Source organism: Olleya marilimosa CAM030 (genome assembly GCF_000518485.1).
Taxonomy (GTDB): Bacteria; Bacteroidota; Bacteroidia; order Flavobacteriales; family Flavobacteriaceae; genus Olleya; species Olleya marilimosa.
Window position 1 is genome coordinate 64,225 of record NZ_JADR01000009.1, and the last position, 18,352, is coordinate 82,576.

Consider the following 18,352-nt stretch of genomic DNA (forward strand, 5'->3'; position numbering starts at 1 on the left):
AATTGCACTTACTTTGTAATTCAAAGTACTTTAATTATGAGCAACGAAGATTATTTAAAAGATATCAGCGAGATTAAAAACTTAATGAATAAGTCTTCAAGATTTATTTCACTTAGTGGTTTAACAGGCATTTTAGCTGGTATATATGCACTTATAGGTGCAGCAGTCACTTATTATTTTGTCACCACTTATAGTTACGGAACTTTGCTTTTGGATGGATGGGTTTTTAAAACTATTGTATTTATACTATTTATGGTTGCTTTTTTAAGTATCGTTACTGGTATATATCTTACGACCAAAAAAGCAAAAAAAAATGGCGAAAAAATTTGGGATACCTCATCAAGACGATTAATATTTAATTTTCTAATTCCGTTAGTCGTTGGTGGATTATATATATTAATTATACTTAGTCAAGGTCGTTATGGACAAACAGGTGGATTGATGCTAATATTTTACGGTTTAGCATTAATTAACGCCTCTAAATATAGTATTGGTAACATTAAATATTTAGGATATTGCGAAGTGATTTTAGGTCTATTAGCTACATTATATCCAGGATATGGTTTCTGGATTTGGGTTGTAGGTTTTGGCTTTATGCATATTATTTATGGTACATATATGCATTTTAAATACGATGTTAAATGAGTATTGAAGTTCCGGTTATATTAATAGTCATAGCAATAATAATTTTTTTCTCGACTACATGGGTTTTAAAAAAATATAGTCAAAACATAAAAAAGAATAAAATAACAGCTTTAATACTAAGTATAATTATTACGCCTTTAGCCTATTATGGATTAATATTATTATTGATAAGTTATATAGAGTACATACCTGAAACTACTTTTAATAAAGAAAAATGGCGTACTGAAACAGCTTCAAGATATAAAATGAGGAATGACATAATTGATAATCAAATTTTAAAACTAAAAAACAAGTCTGAAGTTGTTACGCTTCTTGGTAATCCTTCTAATAGCATTAATGATAATCAATGGATTTATGATTTAGGAATATCTAGTGCAGGCTTTGGCGTTCAATTTCATAGTTTACAAATCACTTTTAAAAACAATGTTGTAGCAAAAGTTAAAAAGTTTGTAATAACAGATTAATTAGCAAAGATTCCTATTTTCGCATAATATAAAATGAGTATAATAACCAACATTAATAAAGTATTTGACCATAGGATTAGACTAGGTATCATGTCTGTTTTAATGGTTAACGAATATGCTGATTTTAAAACCCTAAAAGCGTTATTAGATGCGACAGATGGTAATTTAGCAAGCCACACTAAAGCATTAGAAAAAGCAGAGTATATCACTGTAGAAAAACAATTTATAGATCGAAAACCTAACACACGTTATAGTGTTACTAAGTTAGGTCAAGCCGAATTTAAAAAACACATTAATGCACTTGAAAAATTAATCAAAAAACAGTAATCCATTTTTTTAACTATTCACTTTGAAAAACAAAGTACTTTTAAATATGAAAACACAACGCAAACAACTCATCGCTTGGTTATTTAAAATCACACAGCATTTTTACACCAAATACTTCAAAAAAAATGAACCTTGGTATATAAAAAAGAAACATCTTTTACAGTTTCCCAAAGAGACCTTTGGTTACCACCTTGGCACGTTTTTAGAAAAAAATGGATTTGAATTAATACCAAAAGCAGAACGTCATGACGCCTACCATGTTATGACTGGTTACAACACCAATGAAGAAGATGAAATTGCCTTACAATTCCTTTGTTTTGGTAATGGTAAACGCAGCATATACTTATTTAGTGTCATTACCATAGGCTCCATAATATTACCAGAATACTGGAAGTATTATATTAAATCCTATCGTATAGGTAAAAACGCCAACGCCTTTTATAATCTTGATTATAAAAGATTACTCGACACATCCATTAGTAAATTAAGAAGCTCAATATTTATTAATCTAAATTATTAACATGAAAACCAACATCAAGCATATTATTACAGCTATAACCTTAGCAATATTAGCTATTATATTATCTAACGTTCATATTAATTACAAAGCTAAAGACAAGCTTTATGATAAGCTTACTGAAATACCTAAAAACCGCGTTGGATTAGTCCTTGGCACTAGTAAATTTGTTGACAATAATACTATAAACCTATATTACAAATACCGTTTAGAAGCTGCTTTTTCACTTTATAAAAATAAAAAAATAGAAATAATTTTAATTAGTGGAGACAATAGCACAGTTAATTACAACGAGCCATCAGCTTTTAAACAAGACCTTATCAATCTTGGTGTGCCAGAGGAAAAAATAATTTTAGATTATGCAGGTTTTAGAACATTAGATTCTATTATACGTGCTAAAAAAATTTTTGGGTTGGATCAATTTACAATAATCTCGCAACAATTTCATAACCAAAGGGCTATTTACTTAGCCCAATGCCACGATTTAAATGTTATTGCATTTAATGCTAAAGATGTCACTAGTCGTTACGGTTTACGCACCCAAATAAGAGAATATTTAGCACGCACAAAAGCAATTTTAGACATTATAATTAACACACAACCAAAATTTTTAGGTCCAAAAATAAACTTACAATGACAGTAAAACTTAATCTAAAATTTTTAGCACTAACACTAGTCATACTAATTACCGAAATTGCAATTGCATACTATTTAAAAAGCGGTTTTGTTAGATATACTGTAGGTGATTTTTTAGCATCTATATTAGTCTATTGTGCATTGCTAAGTGTTTTGAATATTAAATCCATTACTGCTGCTATATGGGCTTTAAGCCTCTCATTTAGTATTGAGTTTGCACAACTTATTGGCTTACTAGATATTTTAAATATCAGACACATTAAAATCGCTTCTATCCTACTTGGAAGCTATTTTAGTATTGCAGATTTATTAGCATATACATTAGGCATAATAACCATCTATTTTATAGATATAACTTATATTAAAAATGAAAATAATTAGTCATTTTATCAAAAAAGAAAATCAAACAATTCTATCTGTTTTTATGCTTACAAGCTTGAGTGTATTGTTATTAGTTTTACGCATAAAATTAACAGACAGCAACTACTACTTATTTTTAATCTGGAATTTATTCCTGGCTGGAATCCCTTATATAATTAGTAGTTACCTTACAATAAATAATAAATTAAGTCCCACTACAATAGTCCTTTTTAGTTGTATTTGGTTGCTTTTTTTACCTAACGCACCTTATATTATTACGGATTTATTTCATCTAAAATATACAAGTCAACATTTACTTTGGCTAGACACTTTAATTATACTCTTGTTTGCTATAACAGGTTTAATTCTGTTTTTTAAATCTGTTTGGACCATGGAAATAATTTTTAAGACTTACATCCAAAAACGTATGGTTACTTTTAGTCTTCCGTTTTTATTTTTATTAGTTGGATTTGGCGTTTACTTAGGTCGCTTTTTAAGATTTAATTCATGGGAAATAATAAACAAACCATGGACTATAATAGAAACAATTGTCTTTATAATACTAAGTCCTAGCATAAATAAAAATGCATGGTTATTTACAATTGTCTTTGGGTTGTTTTTATATGTCTGTTATTACGCCATAAAAACAAATAGCCTTACAAACAAAAAAGCTTCCTAATGGGAAGCTTTTTTGTTTGTATTATTTAAATATGCTTTTAATATTAATCATTATCTATAATTGAAATCGTCGCTTCTCCTATCGCACTTGCAGATCCACTTATTAATGTTCCTACAACAGTAAAATTTTCAGACCCTTCAACTTCTGTATCATCTGTAATAACAATTGCAAATACACCACTTGTGCTACCTGCTTCAATAGTAATATTAATATTGTTATTACCATAAATACCTTCAATTTGATAATCGTCAAAATCTACTTCAGCAGAAACAATTTCAAAATTAACAACAATATTATCGATTGCTGGACTAGATAAAGTAAAAGCGTATTCCACAATATCTCCTTCTGTTACCGTTTGATCATTTACAATTATACTTGGACTAGTTGGTACACTAGTGGCATCATTTGGATTAGTACCATTAGTAGCTTCTATACAGTCATCAAAACCATCTCCATCACTATCTGCTACATTTGGATCTGTAATATTTCCGTTTGGACTACAGTCAGAAAAGTCACTATCAATACCTGATGTCTCTTCACAATCTGTTAATCCATCTCCATCTGTATCTAAAAATTCCAGATACAAGTATACTTCTGCAATATCAAATTGGTTTGTTATGGTATTTACCGCTTTTACGTAAATTATTTGCGTATTCCCATCATCAATAAATGGACTAGCTAATGGATTAACATCAGCTAATGCATCAGCTTCAGTTAAGTAAAAAGTATATGTATTATTAATTAATTCAAAATAAACCGTAGAGATAATAGTATCAAAATCATAAATTAATGATGGTAGACAACCTGTTCCTGAAACCTCTGTTGCGTAAATTAAGACATCTAAATTATCTAAATAATCTGGTATAGAGTCGCCATCACTATCGTTATTCATTGGGTCACCATCACTATCATAATCTTCATCAATGGTATCAATACCATCACCATCATCATCAACATCTAAATAATCAGGTGTTCCATCTTGGTCTGTATCATCATCAGTATAATCTCCGTTAGCATTTAAGTCTTCGTTAAAATCTAATACACCATCTGCATCAGCATCTAATAGCGTTGTACAGGACATTTGCGCACCTAAGTCTGTTACAGGAGTTGTAAAATTACCAGTTACAATAGTTGTAGATTGATTATTATCTAAATCAAAAAATTGCATGGCATAATCAGTATCTGTCAAACAATAATCAATAGATAAATCTAAGGTTCCGTCAGTTATTGGAATGATAGCAACTGAATCATTATAATTTAAATACACATAACCATTTGTAGCTGGAGTACCTGAGCAATCATTAAACACACCTGTTAAATTAGTTGTTTGCGCATTACTATCTGAGACTGTTATAGTAATATTTGTGTCTGAATCAAAAGGTCCAACACTCTCTGAATAATCATTGTCAACACAACCAAAATCCGGAATGGTTAATGTTAATGTTTCATTAGCTGGAATAATACCACAAACTTCACCATTTGCATTAGTGTACCCAGTGGATGCAGATGTCCAAGATACCGAGTCGCGTTGTAATTGCACTATGGTGTTAGGTAATGGATTGTTATTATCATCCACTACAGTAACACATAATTGAACGGTATCAAAAGCTATGTCACAGTTCCAGAAACTAAAATGGGATACCTCTCCAACATATTTATCTCCTTGTAAAGTTGCAGTACCTTCCTCTTTCCAATATCCATAGGTTTCGTCAAAATACCATAATAGAATAGTCTCTGGAGGGTTAGTCGGATTGGTTGGTACCGGAATCTTTAGCTCTGCAGTTGTTCCTTCGGCTATATTTAATTCTTCTCCATTTTCACCAATTAACTTAACTGCAATCATACCATAGGTTTCTAAAGCTTGTAGGTCTCCACTAATATTTTCGGCAATTAAAGCTCCAGGCATTTGCAAAGCCATAGCTTCATTATCAGGATTTAAATGTTTTAAAACAACCTGAACATTTCCTAAATATTCAAAACCATTTGCAGTTTGAAAATCACCAGTAAAATTGACAGAAGTTCCGTTTGGTAAGCCTATATTAAAAGGTTGACCTGCTCCGATTGTAGCATTTGGATCTGCATCTAATAACATAATAACGACTTGGTTTACACCACTTGTTGGTACTAAAGATCTTGAACCATCAATAAAACCATTCTTAGATGCTTTTATGTAAGCAAACTTTTCATAAACCGTTGCTGACTCAATAGAAAAAACACCATTTGCATCTGTTATAGCCATCATATTACCTATAGTAATACTTGCACCAACAATTGGGTTACCTTCTTCATTTATAACGCTTCCCATAAATCTAGCCTCTATGGAATCTCCAAAATTTTCTAAAAAGGGATTTCCTGCAAGACCATCAACCTGTTGTTGGTTTAAAGGAATATTATTGTCTTTTTCGCAAGAAAAAATCAATAACACGACTAATAATGGTACTATAAACTTTAGTTTTTTCATCTTTTAAGTTTGTAATGGTTATAGTAATATAACAGATAAGGATAGTAAAGTCCTACTTGACCTTATTCTTTACCGTCCACATAATTTTGCAAATAACTAAATCGCTTAGTTAACTTACCATTTTCGGTAATTTTAGCTCTTTTTAAAATACCGTCTGCATCATTGTTAAAAAATGCAGGAATAACATGTTTTAAAAACATCTCTCCAAAACCTTCACTTGCATCTTTTGGTAATTCGCAAGGTAAATTATCTACTGCCATAACAGTTATTGCATCTTTATCATCAAAAGCGACCTCTTTTTCAGTTTTAGGATTATAACCGTAAAAAGGGTCTGCAATAGTAGATGGACGTATGGTTGACGCTACAGGACCGTCAATATCACAAGAAATATCTGCGATTAAATTAATTTTAAAATCTGGATGTTTAGCATCTTCTCTTGTAAAAAAATAAGGTGCTCCATCACCATAAAAGTGACCAGCTATAAAAAAATCTGTTTGTTTAGCATAAGGCATAAAGTTACTTTCATAGCCTGAAGCGTCTTTGTAAAATTGTCCTTTATTACCCACTTTACCATCTTTACGTTTGCTGTATTCCATAACGTCAATTAAGCAGTACACAGGCTCAGTAAAATTAGAGGTTAAGTAAAGTGCATCACTGACTTGCTTAATTTTAAGATGATCTAATATCTCTTGTGCGCCTTTTGCGACTTTACCAGTACCAGATAATACTATTTTAATGTTGGGTAATTTAATTTTATCCAGTTCGCTTTTTACTTCGTCTAAATCTTTTAAGTGCTCTACTTTAGGTAAGGTAAATAAATTATCTCGAAGTCCTAAGGCTCTAAACCCATTGTAAGCACCTACTAAACCTGCGTAACGACCAAAACCAATTAATCTAGCTCCATTTTGCCTTACTATGGTTTCATGATCATACATTTCAATATTTTTATCTAAAATAGCTTTTAAAAGCTTTCTATTATAAGGTTGTTTTTTGATAGTATGACTGAAGAAAAAATATTTTTTATTGGGAATCAGTGCCTCAATGGGCACCTCCTTTACTCCAAACATAACATCTGCATCCGAAACGTCATCATACACTTTAAAGCCATGCTTTTCATATTCTGCATTATTAAATACACGAATATCTGAAGCTTCAATCATTACTTCTGCTTGTGGAAAAGTAGCTTTTAATTCCTTTAAGTCATTAGGAGAAAACACGACGCGTCTATCTGGTGGATTTTTACGTTCTTTTATAATTGCAAATTTCATATCTCTAAATTTATTCTTGCTAAATTACCTTTATTATTAAGGTTTAGCAAATCAAATTTAGTCCACACGTTTCACTTCGTCTTCACTCTTTAAAACATAGTCACCATCAGACTGTTTAATATAAAGTGCTTTGTTACCAGAAGTCCCTTCTCTAGTTACTTTAGTTCCTTTTATTGTTTTCGTGATTTTTTGGCTAAAAGTTTCTTCTACCTTACCTTTTGCTGCACCATTTCCCCATTTCCATTGTACTTCTGTTCCTGTTTTTATCATATCAATTTTTTATTTCAATTTAAAAAAAATGTCTTTATTTTATCTTAAGTTTATTATAAAAAGTTAATTGGTACGACCTTTGCTTTATAATTTTTAGTAATTTTGCAATCCAATAAATTACACAATTTATTAAAATGGGGTCGACTGGTTTTGACAGCGAGATTAATTAAATTGTAAGCACGTCGAGTAATGATTTTGCGCTCGTAAAACACTAGATCAACTTTTTAATCGGCGAGAATAACTACGCTTTAGCTGCCTAATCCGAATCATAGTAGGATTAAGCCTCGGCTCACAAGGTGAGCAAGCTTTATGTCTCCGGAAAGCTTTGATTGACAGCGTTCCATTTGAGGCATCGAAAAAGTCAATATAGGCTAAGTAGCGCTTTGATGCTTTGCTGAAATTAAAAAAGATAAGTTAAAAGTAGGTTGTCTTTAACCAGCTTTTAATCGAAAACCTAAGAAAAGAATAAACGTGTAGAAAGCCTTTTGGTTACTTGTTTGGACGAGAGTTCGATTCTCTCCGACTCCACTTTAAACGCCCTGAAGCATTGATTTTAGGGCGTTTTTTATGATCTAAAGGTAGAATCCCTAATTACTATATTACTTTTAATTTCAACTAATTTGCTGGTTATATTATCCTCAGGGACATTAATTTCATTTACAAGGTATTGCACTGCTGTACGTCCTATTTTTTCTCCAGGTTGATCTACTGTGGTTAATTTGGGTTCTATAATAATTGAGTGCTCAGAATTACTAAATCCTACAACTGCTATTTCTTCAGGTATTTTTACATTAAACTTATTTAATGTCTGTATTACGCCTATTGCGGCACCATCAGTAATCGCAAAAATAGCATCAGGTCGTACTTTTGAACTTAATAATATATTAGTCATTCTTTTTCCTTCTTTCATTGATATATCCTCTACACTTATAACCATTTTAGGATCTAACTCCAGATTATTATCTTTTAAAGCTTTTAAATAACCCGAATAGCGCTTTTCCGAATTATAAGAATATTGGTCTTCCTTAATTATAGCAATACGTTTTTTTCCAATATTAATTAAATGTTCAATAATGTTATAGGTTGCTTCCTCATCATTAATTGTAATTTGAGTACACGGAATTTTATTTGAAACCTTATCAAATAAAACAATTGGAATTGTATTTAAGGTCGCTAATATGTGATCTACTTCTCTGGTACGCTTTGTTAATGAGGCTAAAATACCATCCACCCCAAATTGCATCATGGTATTAAACATCTCTTTTTGTTTTTCTACATCATTATTAGATTCTGATATAATCACCCTAAACCCTTTACTTTCTGCCTCTTCCATAATACCTCTAACAATAGTCGTAGTAAAGTAATGTGTTATATTGGGTACGATAACACCAATAATATTAGATCTATGATTTCTAAAACCTTTAGCAAATATATTTGGAACATAATTTAATTTTAATGCTAATGCCTTTACCTTCTCTTTAGTTTGCACACTAATGTCTGGATGGTCATTTAATGCTCTAGAGACTGTTGATATCGATAATTCTAAAGTCTGAGCCAATTTTTTTAAAGTTGTAACTTCTTTCTTCATATAAAATAAAATTTCAAACGTTTTCGCAAACGTTTGCGTGCAAATATCGTACTTTTTACCACACAAGAATGATTAATTCATAATTATATTAGCCCAACATTAACTAATTCTTAATAAAATGAAAAAACTAACCACCACACTATTATTATTATTCTGTTGTTTTTCTATGTTTGCACAAACAGAAATATCAGGAACAGTAAAAGATAAGGCTGGATTACCTATCCCTAATGCTAACATTTTAATTATTAACTCAAACGTTGGAGCTTCTTCAGATTTTGACGGAAATTTTAGTTTTACAGTGCCTGAACTTACAGGATCAAGAGAGTTACAAATTTCTTACATTGGCTATAATACTTTAATTAAAAAGGTAGAATTAAACGGTACGCCTTTAGCACTTGATATTATCTTACAAGAAGGTAATAATTTAGATGAAATTGTACTTACAGCTTCATCAACTTTTAGATCACAAAAACAAGCACCTTTATCCATTAGTAGTAAAGGCATTAAGGAAATTACTAGACTATCGGCTAATAGTCAAGCCGATATTTTAAGAGATGTACCTGGTATTACAGCTGAAGGTGGTGGTGGAGAAACTGCAACCAACCTTTTTGTTAGAGGTTTACCTTCTGGTGGACAATATGTCTTTAACCCTTTACAATACGATGGTATGCCACTTATGAGCACGTTTGGATTAAACTCTTCTGCACATGATGTTTACGCAAGACCTGATGTTGGTTTTAAAGGTGTCGAATTCGTTAGAGGTGGATCTGCTGTACTTTATGGTGCTGGATCAGTTGCTGGTATAATTAACTATACAAGTAAAACTGGAGATTCTAACGACGAAAATTTAATTAATGTAGAATGGGGAAATGACGGAAGATTAAAAACAGACTTTTATACTGGTGGACAATTAGGTAGTGAAGATTCTAACACTTACTATGCCTTTACAGGTTTTGTTAGAAAAGATGATGGACCTATTGAAACTGGCTTAACCACAAAAGGAGTGCAGTTTAGAGGTAATATTAAACAAAAATTTGAAAATGGATCCTTTACTGTTCACGGACAATATATTAATGATAGAGCTCAATTTTACTTACCATTACCATTAGATGGAGCGTCCAGAGAACGTTTAAATGGTAACGATGGTGAAGCAGTAAACCAACTGTTATCTGGCGAACTTGCAAATACTTCATTTTTAACTCCAGGAGGTGTATATGAAAGTCCTATTGAAGATGGTGTGTATACTAAAGGTGGTTACCTTTTAGCAGATTTTAACTATAACTTAAATGATAATCTAAAATTTAAATCAAAAGTAAAATATGCTAACTACCAACACAATTTTGCATTATATGTTGGAGGTAGTGGTGATTATGGTAATCCAATTACTATTAATGATTATGTAGCTGCTGTTGCTCCAGATAATACCGCATTTAGCGCAACATACCAAGGTGGAGCTGGCAACCAAATTAATGGTAATGATTTAGTGGTAGAAAACCTACACGTAGATAGATTAAGACCTATGACAGATTATTCTGGAGAGGCTAGCTTTATCTTAAATTCTGATGACGGGATACATACTTATACTGCTGGAACGTTTTTAGCCAGAACAGAAGCTGAAGATGTTAACTACCAATATAGAGTGCTTACAGAATTTAATAATAATCCGCAATTAGTAAACTTAAGCTACACTGACGCTGGAGGGAATAATGTAATATATTCTGAAGGTGGTTTATATAACAGAATTGGTATGACTGCCAATAATTTCCTGACCCAAAGCAGAACTGCCTTTTACCTTACAGACGAAATGGTTTTTGACAGATGGCGTTTTGACGTTGGATTCCGTATAGAGTCTACAACAGGTACCTTTAGAAGAGGTGGATTAGAAACCTCTCAAGTTTATGAAAATGCTGACTTAACAACTAACTTACAAAACGTTCAATTTGCTGATGGTACATTTACAACTGGAGAAATTAAAGATACAGATTGGGCATTATCATTAGCAGGTTTATACAAACTAACTGATGCTACTAACTTATACGCTAACTTCTCAAAAGGATACTTTTTTCCGCAACAACGTGGTTTTGGTCCAACTCCAGGAATAAGAGATACCAATTATGAGGCTGAAACAATTTTACAAGGTGAAATGGGAGCCAAATTTGGAACAGATAAATTTTCTGGTTCTGTAGCTGCATACTACGTTGGATTAAGCGATCGTATACGTATAGACCAAGCAATTTCTGGAGGTCAATTAGTGGATCAAGCTAGAAGTGAGCAATCAACACAAACTTTAGGACTTGAAGCTACTGGTAGATATAAATTTACTGAGTATTTAAATGTTTCTGGAACATTAACATATCAAGACCATGAAATTACAACTAATCAAACCGAAGATTTAGTTAATGGAACTACTAGCACTATTAATGAAGGTAATGAAATTGCAAGACAACCTAACCTTTTAGGTAACTTAGGTCTTAACTACGATAACAAAGTATTTGATGCAAGCTTTGCTGTTAACCACACAGGAAAAAAGTTTACTGACGACACTAATAATGTAGAGTTAGACGCTATTACAATTGCAAGATTAGGTGCTGGTTACACAATTCAAACTAACGAAGATACGTCCTTACGTTTTGGATTATCTGTATTTAACTTATTTGATAGTTCTGGTATTACAGAAGGAAACCCAAGAGCTGGTATTGCTGGTCAATCTGGAGATGGCGAGTTTTTTGTTGGACGACCAATCTTACCTAGACGAATGTTCTTAACAGCAACTTTCAACTTTTAATTTATAATAATTTAATTAGTCATATAACTCATCATTTTTTTTGCTAAGTAAAATGATGGGTTATTTTTTTAAAAATCAAAAAAACTTACAATCTTTAATATATGAAGGATTTACAAAACAACGCTATTACAGTATTAAACAATAACTGGAAAGATAAATTTAGTATTCCGTGCGCAAAGCTTTACCCTTTTCAATGGTTCTGGGATTCAGGATTAATCGCAATTGGTTTCGCTCATATTGACATGCCTAAAGCCGAAAAAGAAATAGAAACACTGCTTGATGCTCAATGGAGTAATGGTTTTATTCCTCATATTATTTTTCATACCGAAACGGACACTTATTTTCCTGGACCAGATTTTCATCGTTCAGATTTACATCCTCAATCCTCAGAAAAATACAAATCTACAGGTATGACTCAACCTCCTGTTATTGGTTTTGTTCTAGAAGATTTATACCGTATTAGTAAGGATAGAGATGCTACTTTAAAATTTATAGAGTCCGTAATTGATAAAGTGTATAAAAATCACGAATATTTTTACAACCAACGTGATCCTCAAGATGAAGGTTTAGTTTACATATACCATAACTGGGAATCAGGTACTGACAACTCTCCTATTTGGGATGATATTTGGGACACCATGAATCCTCCAGAATATACTTTTGAAAGACGTGACACAACACATGTTGATGCTGCACAAAGACCTTCTAAAAGAGAATACGATCACTATTTACATATTATTGAAATAGCAAAACAAAACAATTATAATGATCAAAAAATTGCAGAGCTTTCTCCTTTTTTAGTTCAAGATCCATTATTTAACGCAGTGCTTTTAAAATCTAATCAAAGCCTAATAGATTTATATCGTATTATAGGAAATAAAAATAATAACGATAAGATACACCAACTTCAAAAATGGCAAGACAAAGGGACTAAAGCGTTTAATAATAAACTTTATGATGAAGAATTAGGTGTTTATGTACATTACGATTTAAGAAACGAAAAACTATTAAAACACATATCATCCTCTTCTTTTGCACCACTTTTTGCTAATCTACCAAGTGAGGCTAGAGCAAAAAAAATGGTAGATATTATGATGGAAAAATTTGGTAACCCAGATCAATATCTGTGTGCATCATTTGATCCAACTAGTGATAGATTTAATCCTAAAAAATATTGGAGAGGTCCAGTTTGGGTGAATTTAAATTGGATGTTATATTATGGGTTAAAACAATATGGTTTTTATGACATCGCCAAAAGAATGAAACAGGATACCATTGAGATTATTGAAAACAATGGGTTTTACGAATATTTTGATTCTAGAAAAGAAGAACATAAAAATGGTAACGCAGGTTATGGAGGTCATAATTTTTCATGGAGTGCTGCATTATTTATAGATTTATTAAATGAATAAATAACCCACTAGCTTTAACCACATGAATTATATAGACTACATTATTATCATATTATATTTAATCGGATTTTTAGGGATAGGGTATTTCTTTAAAGAAAATAAAAACTCTAAAGATTACTTCTTGGGAGGTCAATCAATGGGATGGTTTCCATTAAGTTTATCAACTATGGCTACCCAATTATCTGCTATTAGCTTTATATCTGCACCTGCATTTGTTGGGTTAAAAGAAGGTGGTGGATTGCAATGGTTAACTTATGAGTTTGGTGTACCTTTAGCTATGGCGTTTTTACTAATTGCCATAATACCTACCTTATATAATTCCGGTATTGTAAGTGTTTACGAATATCTAGAACGTCGTTTTGATGCCTCTTCAAGGTTACTTATTAGTTTTGTTTTTCAAATTAGTCGCTCTGTAGCTACAGGTGTTATGGTATATACTATGGCACTAATTTTACAAGCTACCATTGGTATAGAGTTTTGGATTTCGATATTAATTATTGGTGTTATAACCATGGTATACTCCTTTCAAGGTGGAATGAAGGCTGTAATTTGGGGAGACGTCATACAAATGTGCATTCTCTTTTTTGGTATAATTATTTGCTTATTTTATGGTTTAAGCGAGTTGGGTGGCTATGATAATTTTATAAATCTCGTTGATAAAGACAGATTAACAGCTGTAGATTTTTCTAAATGGGGATTTAATAATGCGGACAAAAATGACGAATTTGGTTTTTGGCCAATGGTAATTGGAGGTTTCTTTTTGTATGCTTCCTATTATGGTACAGATCAAACACAATCACAAAGACTGCTATCTGCCAAAGGATTACCTACCATAAAAAAATTATTACTAGCTAATGGATTGTTTAGATTCCCAATTACATTAACCTATTGTATAATGGGATTAATTTTAGGAACACTATTACTTCAAGACGCTAGTTTTCAAGAGTTATTAAATACAGTCTACCAATCTAATATTACAAGTTTAGAAGGTAAAAAAGCCGACTTAATGGTACCTGTTTTTATTATTAAATACTTACCAAATGGTGTAATCGGTATTTTAATAGTGGCAATAATGTCTGCTGCAATGTCCTCATTAAGTAGTACAGTAAATTCATTATCTGCAGTAACCTTAGAAGACTTTATAAAACGATTTAAACCTGATATGCCAGACAAAAAATATGTCCAATATTCGCGTTTGTTATCTGTATTCTGGGGATTAGTATGTTTGTTTTTTGCATTTTTCGCTGGAAGCATAGAAGGGACTGTTATTGAGGTTATTAACAAAATAAGTTCTATTTTTTATGGTCCCATTTTAGCAGCTTTCATATTAGCTATTCTAACTAAAAAAACGCATGCTTTAGGTGCTAATATTGGTATCGTTATAGGTGTGTTATTTAATATGTATTTGTGGCTATATGTACCAAGTATATTTTGGTTTTGGTGGAATGCAATAGGTTGTTTAGTGACTGTTATAATAGCTGTAATTGTAAGCTATGTTATTAAAAAAGAAACCAAACCAGGTTTAAATATTGAAGTCTATAAAGCAGGTAAAAAAGAAGTCATTATACTATTATCATACTTTGTTTTAATTGTGCTGTTTGCAATTTTTATTGGTGAAATTTTAAATTAAAAGTTAACATGAAAATAGTAATTGCTCCAGATAAGTTTAAAAATTCACTAACCAGTTTAGAGTTTTGTAATATCGTTGAAAAACAGCTTAAAAAAGAGTTGCCTTATGCCAATATCGTAAAACTACCATTAGCAGATGGTGGTGATGGTACCATTGACATTGTCAAACATTATTTAGATGGAGAAACTATCAAGACTACAGTGTGTAACCCTTTATTTACAGCAATTAAGGCCAGCTATATTTATGCGCCAAAATATGAAACTGCATTTATAGAAATGGCAGAAGCCTCAGGCTTAAAGCTTTTAAAACCAGAGCAATTAGACTGTAAAATAACTTCAACATTTGGAACTGGCCAGCTTATTTTGGACGCTTTAAACAAAGGTGCAAAAAAAATAATACTTGGTATTGGTGGAAGTGCTACAAACGATTGTGGTATTGGCATGGCAACTGCCTTAGGATACCAATTTTTGGATAAAAAAGGAAAAACAGTAAACCCTATTGGCCAAAACCTGTCATCCATAAAATCTATTGACATTAGTCAAGCAAATCCAAAAATTTTTACAACAGATTTTAAAATAGCTTGTGATGTTACTAATCCATTATATGGTAAAAAAGGTGCTGCTTATGTTTATGCTGCTCAAAAAGGAGCCAATCATCAAGATATTTTATTACTTAATAAAGGACTTAAAGATTTTTCAAAATTAATCAGTCAGGTCTTTAAAATAGATCCACAGTCAATTCCTGGTTCTGGAGCTGCAGGAGGTATGGGAATAGCTTCAAAAATATTTTTAAACGGAACGCTTGAAAGCGGAAATAAATTAATTAAACAGTTATCAAATTTTGATAATCAAATTATAAATGCAGACTGGATTATAACTGGAGAAGGCAAATTGGATAATCAAACGTTATCCGGAAAAACCATTCAAGGAGTTTTAGATACTTCGACTAAAAATAATATTAATGTAGCAGTCTTTTGTGGTACGATTGACATTAACGAAAAAGAACTAAAAAACATGGGCATTACATATGCTTCACAAATTATTTCTGAAGCCAAAAACTTAGATGACGCCATGCAAAACACTAACATACATCTTAAAACTATGACTAAAAAATTTATTGGTCATATCAAACAACTTAAATAAAATGATGTGTTGAAGGAGAGGTTATAATAAACACGCTTAATGATGCCAATAATTATAGACTGCATTAACATAATAACAATACACGCAAATGCTACTTAACTAATTGAATTCTATTTATAACATCTAGAAATAAAAAATCCCAATCTTAAAAGATTGGGATTTTTAGTTAATTCTTTTTATAAGGTAATCCATTATGTTTCCATTTAGAGAAACCTCCTTGCATATCGTATATTTTTTTAAAACCTAAGTCTATCATTTTTTCGGCACACTTAGCACTTCTACCTCCTTTTTGGCAGTACAATAGTACAGGTTTTTCTCTGTCTAAAGTTTTAATATCATCATCAAAAGTAGGTGACATAAAATCAATATTCTGTGCAGATGCAATATATCCAGAATTATATTCGGCTGGAGTCCTTACATCAATAAACTGAACATTATCAAGAGTCAACAGTGTTTGCATTTCCTCTGGAGAGACAACTTTTATTTCGCCTTCAACATTTTTTTTACAGCTTAATGCAACAAAAACCAAACACAAACTTAATACTAATGCTATTTTTTTCATTCCTTTTTTTATTATTCAACTGGTCCTGTCCACTCACTAAATCCTCCTAAAAGATTGTAAGTAGTATCAAATCCTAATTGATTCATTATTGCGCATGCTTGGGCACTTCTTCCTCCTGATCTACAATACACATAAAAATTCTTAGATTTATCTAATTCTTCAACCGCATAAATAAAACCTTGTCCTTTATAAATGTCGATCTGTATTGCGTTTGGTATTTTACCTTCAGCAACCTCTTCATCTGTTCTTACATCAAGGATTATTGCGTTATCGTCTTTTTCTAATTGGTTTACCCAATCCGATTGAATTAAATCTGCCATAATATTTATACTATTAATTTTAGCACAAAATTAACACATATATAATATATAGACGTAAAAAAATCCGAAATGTTACACTTCGGATTTTAATTATTAACAATACTCAAGTATTTTAAACTTTAATAGAGCAACCTATGGCTTTAGTTTCTTTAATTTTTACTTCTTTATTATTTAAAAGGGCATCAACCGCATCTTCTACATACTTAGTTTTTACAGCATCTGCATCTTGATAATTATCATCAATAGCACCAATATATTTAACTACATTTCCTTTTTGTTCTTTTTGTAAAATATAGACATGTGGTGTTTTTGTTGCTCCATATTGCGGATAAATATCCTGACCAGCATCCATCAAGTAAGGAAAAGTAAAACCTTTCTCCTTAGCTCTAGTTTTCATAGCTTCCATGTTATCGCCTGGTTTGACGTTAATATTATTAGGCATAATAGCTATTACTGGATAACCTTTATCAGCATACTTTTTATTTAAACCTTGCACTCTATCCTCATAAGCTACAGCATAAGGACAAGTATTACATGTAAATACAACTATAAACCCTTTAGCATCATCATAATCTGATAAAGACACCATTTTACCATCAATATTTTCTAATTCAAAATCTGTAGCCACATCACCTATTTTATATCCTGAATCAGTAATATTAGACTTTGTTGTAAAAGCACTAACCGTTATTAAAACGACCAACGCTAATGTTGCTTTAAATACTTTTCTCATAATTTATTGTTTTAAAAATTGTTTTAACTCAGTTTCTAGTGTTTTGTAATCAAATGATTTTTCAAAAAACGCAGATTTGTCACTATTATAAATTAATGTAGCAGGAATAGCACCTGACCAATTTTTGTCTACTTTGGGTATCCATGTATTGGCATCTACATCATTTAAAACAATAACCTCGCTTTGTAATTTATTTTTTATTAAAAAAGGCTTTAGTCTAGTCTCAATTTGTTTTGGAAAATCTAAACTCACCAAAATAACTTCTACCTTTTTGTCTGCATACGTTGTATTTAACTGTTCAAAATAAGGTAATTCTTTAACACATGGTGCACACCAAGTCGCCCAAAAATTTATAACATAAGTTTTACTTTTATCCTTAGTAGCAAGGTATTGCTCTAAACCATCAAAATCGACTATTTTTAAATCTTGCTTTAAATATGGTATATCTGTTATTTTATTTTGATTACTGATATACTGGTTTCCAAAAGCAAAAAAAGAAAAGGTCAATATTAAAAATAAGTGTTTCATAAAGTAAATTTAATATATATTGTTT

At 31.3% G+C, this 18,352-nt stretch carries 19 protein-coding genes and 1 other RNA gene; 12 read left to right on the forward strand and 8 right to left on the reverse strand.

The features are described from left to right. Nucleotides 1-36: 36 nt before the first annotated feature. Genes M890_RS0111400 through M890_RS16090 form a run of 7 tightly spaced genes read left to right on the forward strand, consistent with a single transcriptional unit; the run spans nucleotide 37 to nucleotide 3,628 of the window. Nucleotides 37-645 carry a hypothetical protein gene (locus tag M890_RS0111400; protein WP_028283663.1) on the forward strand — a complete coding sequence of 203 codons (609 nt, stop codon included), beginning with the start codon at nucleotides 37-39 and terminating at the stop codon, nucleotides 643-645. Further along, nucleotides 642-1,109 carry a hypothetical protein gene (locus M890_RS0111405; RefSeq protein ID WP_028283664.1) on the forward strand — a complete coding sequence of 156 codons (468 nt, stop codon included), beginning with the start codon at nucleotides 642-644 and terminating at the stop codon, nucleotides 1,107-1,109. The genes M890_RS0111400 and M890_RS0111405 overlap by 4 nt, the downstream gene beginning before the upstream one ends. A gap of 33 nt (nucleotides 1,110-1,142) precedes the next feature. Further along, nucleotides 1,143-1,436: a winged helix-turn-helix domain-containing protein gene (locus tag M890_RS0111410; RefSeq protein ID WP_028283665.1), complete on the forward strand. Its 294-nt coding sequence runs from the start codon at nucleotides 1,143-1,145 to the stop codon at nucleotides 1,434-1,436. A 46-nt stretch (nucleotides 1,437-1,482) separates the two neighbouring features. Further along, the gene (locus tag M890_RS0111415) at nucleotides 1,483-1,956 is read left to right on the forward strand and encodes a Coq4 family protein (protein WP_028283666.1); all 474 of its coding nucleotides are present in this window, start codon (nucleotides 1,483-1,485) and stop codon (nucleotides 1,954-1,956) included. Between the two features lies 1 nt (nucleotide 1,957). Next, entirely contained in the window at nucleotides 1,958-2,590 is a 633-nt protein-coding gene (locus M890_RS0111420) for a SanA/YdcF family protein (protein ID WP_028283667.1), read from the forward strand. After that, nucleotides 2,587-2,970, forward strand: coding sequence for a ribosomal maturation YjgA family protein (locus M890_RS16085; RefSeq protein ID WP_036597504.1), 384 nt, complete (start codon nucleotides 2,587-2,589; stop codon nucleotides 2,968-2,970). Before M890_RS0111420 ends, M890_RS16085 begins: the two co-directional genes overlap by 4 nt. Continuing rightward, nucleotides 2,957-3,628, forward strand: coding sequence for a DUF1361 domain-containing protein (locus tag M890_RS16090; RefSeq protein WP_051437518.1), 672 nt, complete (start codon nucleotides 2,957-2,959; stop codon nucleotides 3,626-3,628). Before M890_RS16085 ends, M890_RS16090 begins: the two co-directional genes overlap by 14 nt. Before the next feature lie 43 nt (nucleotides 3,629-3,671). On the opposite strand, the gene M890_RS16485 is transcribed toward M890_RS16090, so the two are convergent. The 3 genes from M890_RS16485 to M890_RS0111445 all read right to left on the reverse strand — a co-directional run bounded on the left by M890_RS16485 (nucleotide 3,672) and on the right by M890_RS0111445 (nucleotide 7,627). Next, entirely contained in the window at nucleotides 3,672-6,089 is a 2,418-nt protein-coding gene (locus tag M890_RS16485) for an FIDD domain-containing protein (RefSeq protein ID WP_028283668.1), read from the reverse strand. 62 nt (nucleotides 6,090-6,151) lie between these two features. Then, complete coding sequence (locus M890_RS0111440) at nucleotides 6,152-7,357, reverse strand: NAD(P)-dependent oxidoreductase (RefSeq protein ID WP_028283669.1); 1,206 nt, start codon at nucleotides 7,355-7,357, stop codon at nucleotides 6,152-6,154. Nucleotides 7,358-7,414: 57 nt separating this feature from the next. Further along, nucleotides 7,415-7,627, reverse strand: a complete 213-nt coding sequence (locus tag M890_RS0111445; protein ID WP_028283670.1) for a hypervirulence associated TUDOR domain-containing protein — start codon at nucleotides 7,625-7,627, stop codon at nucleotides 7,415-7,417. A 136-nt stretch (nucleotides 7,628-7,763) separates the two neighbouring features. On the opposite strand from M890_RS0111445, the gene ssrA reads away from it, so the two are divergent. After that, nucleotides 7,764-8,158: a transfer-messenger RNA gene (gene ssrA / locus M890_RS16645) on the forward strand. Nucleotides 8,159-8,192: 34 nt separating this feature from the next. Here the strand turns inward: ssrA and M890_RS0111450 are convergent. Next, nucleotides 8,193-9,215 (reverse strand): LacI family DNA-binding transcriptional regulator, encoded by a 1,023-nt coding sequence (locus M890_RS0111450; protein ID WP_028283671.1) that lies wholly within the window; start codon nucleotides 9,213-9,215, stop codon nucleotides 8,193-8,195. Nucleotides 9,216-9,333: 118 nt separating this feature from the next. Here M890_RS0111450 and M890_RS0111455 point away from each other — a divergent pair, with 118 nt between their 5' ends. The 4 genes from M890_RS0111455 to M890_RS0111470 all read left to right on the forward strand — a co-directional run bounded on the left by M890_RS0111455 (nucleotide 9,334) and on the right by M890_RS0111470 (nucleotide 16,184). Continuing rightward, on the forward strand, nucleotides 9,334-12,000 hold the full coding sequence (locus tag M890_RS0111455) for a TonB-dependent receptor domain-containing protein (protein ID WP_028283672.1): 2,667 nt from the start codon (nucleotides 9,334-9,336) through the stop codon (nucleotides 11,998-12,000). Nucleotides 12,001-12,101: 101 nt separating this feature from the next. Next, on the forward strand, nucleotides 12,102-13,412 hold the full coding sequence (locus M890_RS0111460) for an MGH1-like glycoside hydrolase domain-containing protein (protein ID WP_028283673.1): 1,311 nt from the start codon (nucleotides 12,102-12,104) through the stop codon (nucleotides 13,410-13,412). A gap of 22 nt (nucleotides 13,413-13,434) precedes the next feature. Then, nucleotides 13,435-15,042, forward strand: coding sequence for a sodium:solute symporter family protein (locus tag M890_RS0111465; protein ID WP_028283674.1), 1,608 nt, complete (start codon nucleotides 13,435-13,437; stop codon nucleotides 15,040-15,042). Nucleotides 15,043-15,050: 8 nt separating this feature from the next. Then, complete coding sequence (locus M890_RS0111470) at nucleotides 15,051-16,184, forward strand: glycerate kinase (protein WP_028283675.1); 1,134 nt, start codon at nucleotides 15,051-15,053, stop codon at nucleotides 16,182-16,184. Between the two features lie 166 nt (nucleotides 16,185-16,350). Here M890_RS0111470 and M890_RS0111475 read toward each other — a convergent pair whose 3' ends face one another. The 4 genes from M890_RS0111475 to M890_RS0111490 all read right to left on the reverse strand — a co-directional run bounded on the left by M890_RS0111475 (nucleotide 16,351) and on the right by M890_RS0111490 (nucleotide 18,327). Next, nucleotides 16,351-16,746 (reverse strand): rhodanese-like domain-containing protein, encoded by a 396-nt coding sequence (locus tag M890_RS0111475; protein WP_028283676.1) that lies wholly within the window; start codon nucleotides 16,744-16,746, stop codon nucleotides 16,351-16,353. 11 nt (nucleotides 16,747-16,757) lie between these two features. Next, nucleotides 16,758-17,066 (reverse strand): rhodanese-like domain-containing protein, encoded by a 309-nt coding sequence (locus tag M890_RS0111480; protein WP_028283677.1) that lies wholly within the window; start codon nucleotides 17,064-17,066, stop codon nucleotides 16,758-16,760. A gap of 112 nt (nucleotides 17,067-17,178) precedes the next feature. Continuing rightward, a complete protein-coding gene (locus M890_RS0111485) occupies nucleotides 17,179-17,799 on the reverse strand; it encodes a thioredoxin family protein (RefSeq protein WP_028283678.1) in 621 nt (206 codons plus the stop codon). 3 nt (nucleotides 17,800-17,802) lie between these two features. Further along, nucleotides 17,803-18,327, reverse strand: a complete 525-nt coding sequence (locus M890_RS0111490; RefSeq protein WP_028283679.1) for a TlpA disulfide reductase family protein — start codon at nucleotides 18,325-18,327, stop codon at nucleotides 17,803-17,805. Nucleotides 18,328-18,352: the final 25 nt, after the last annotated feature.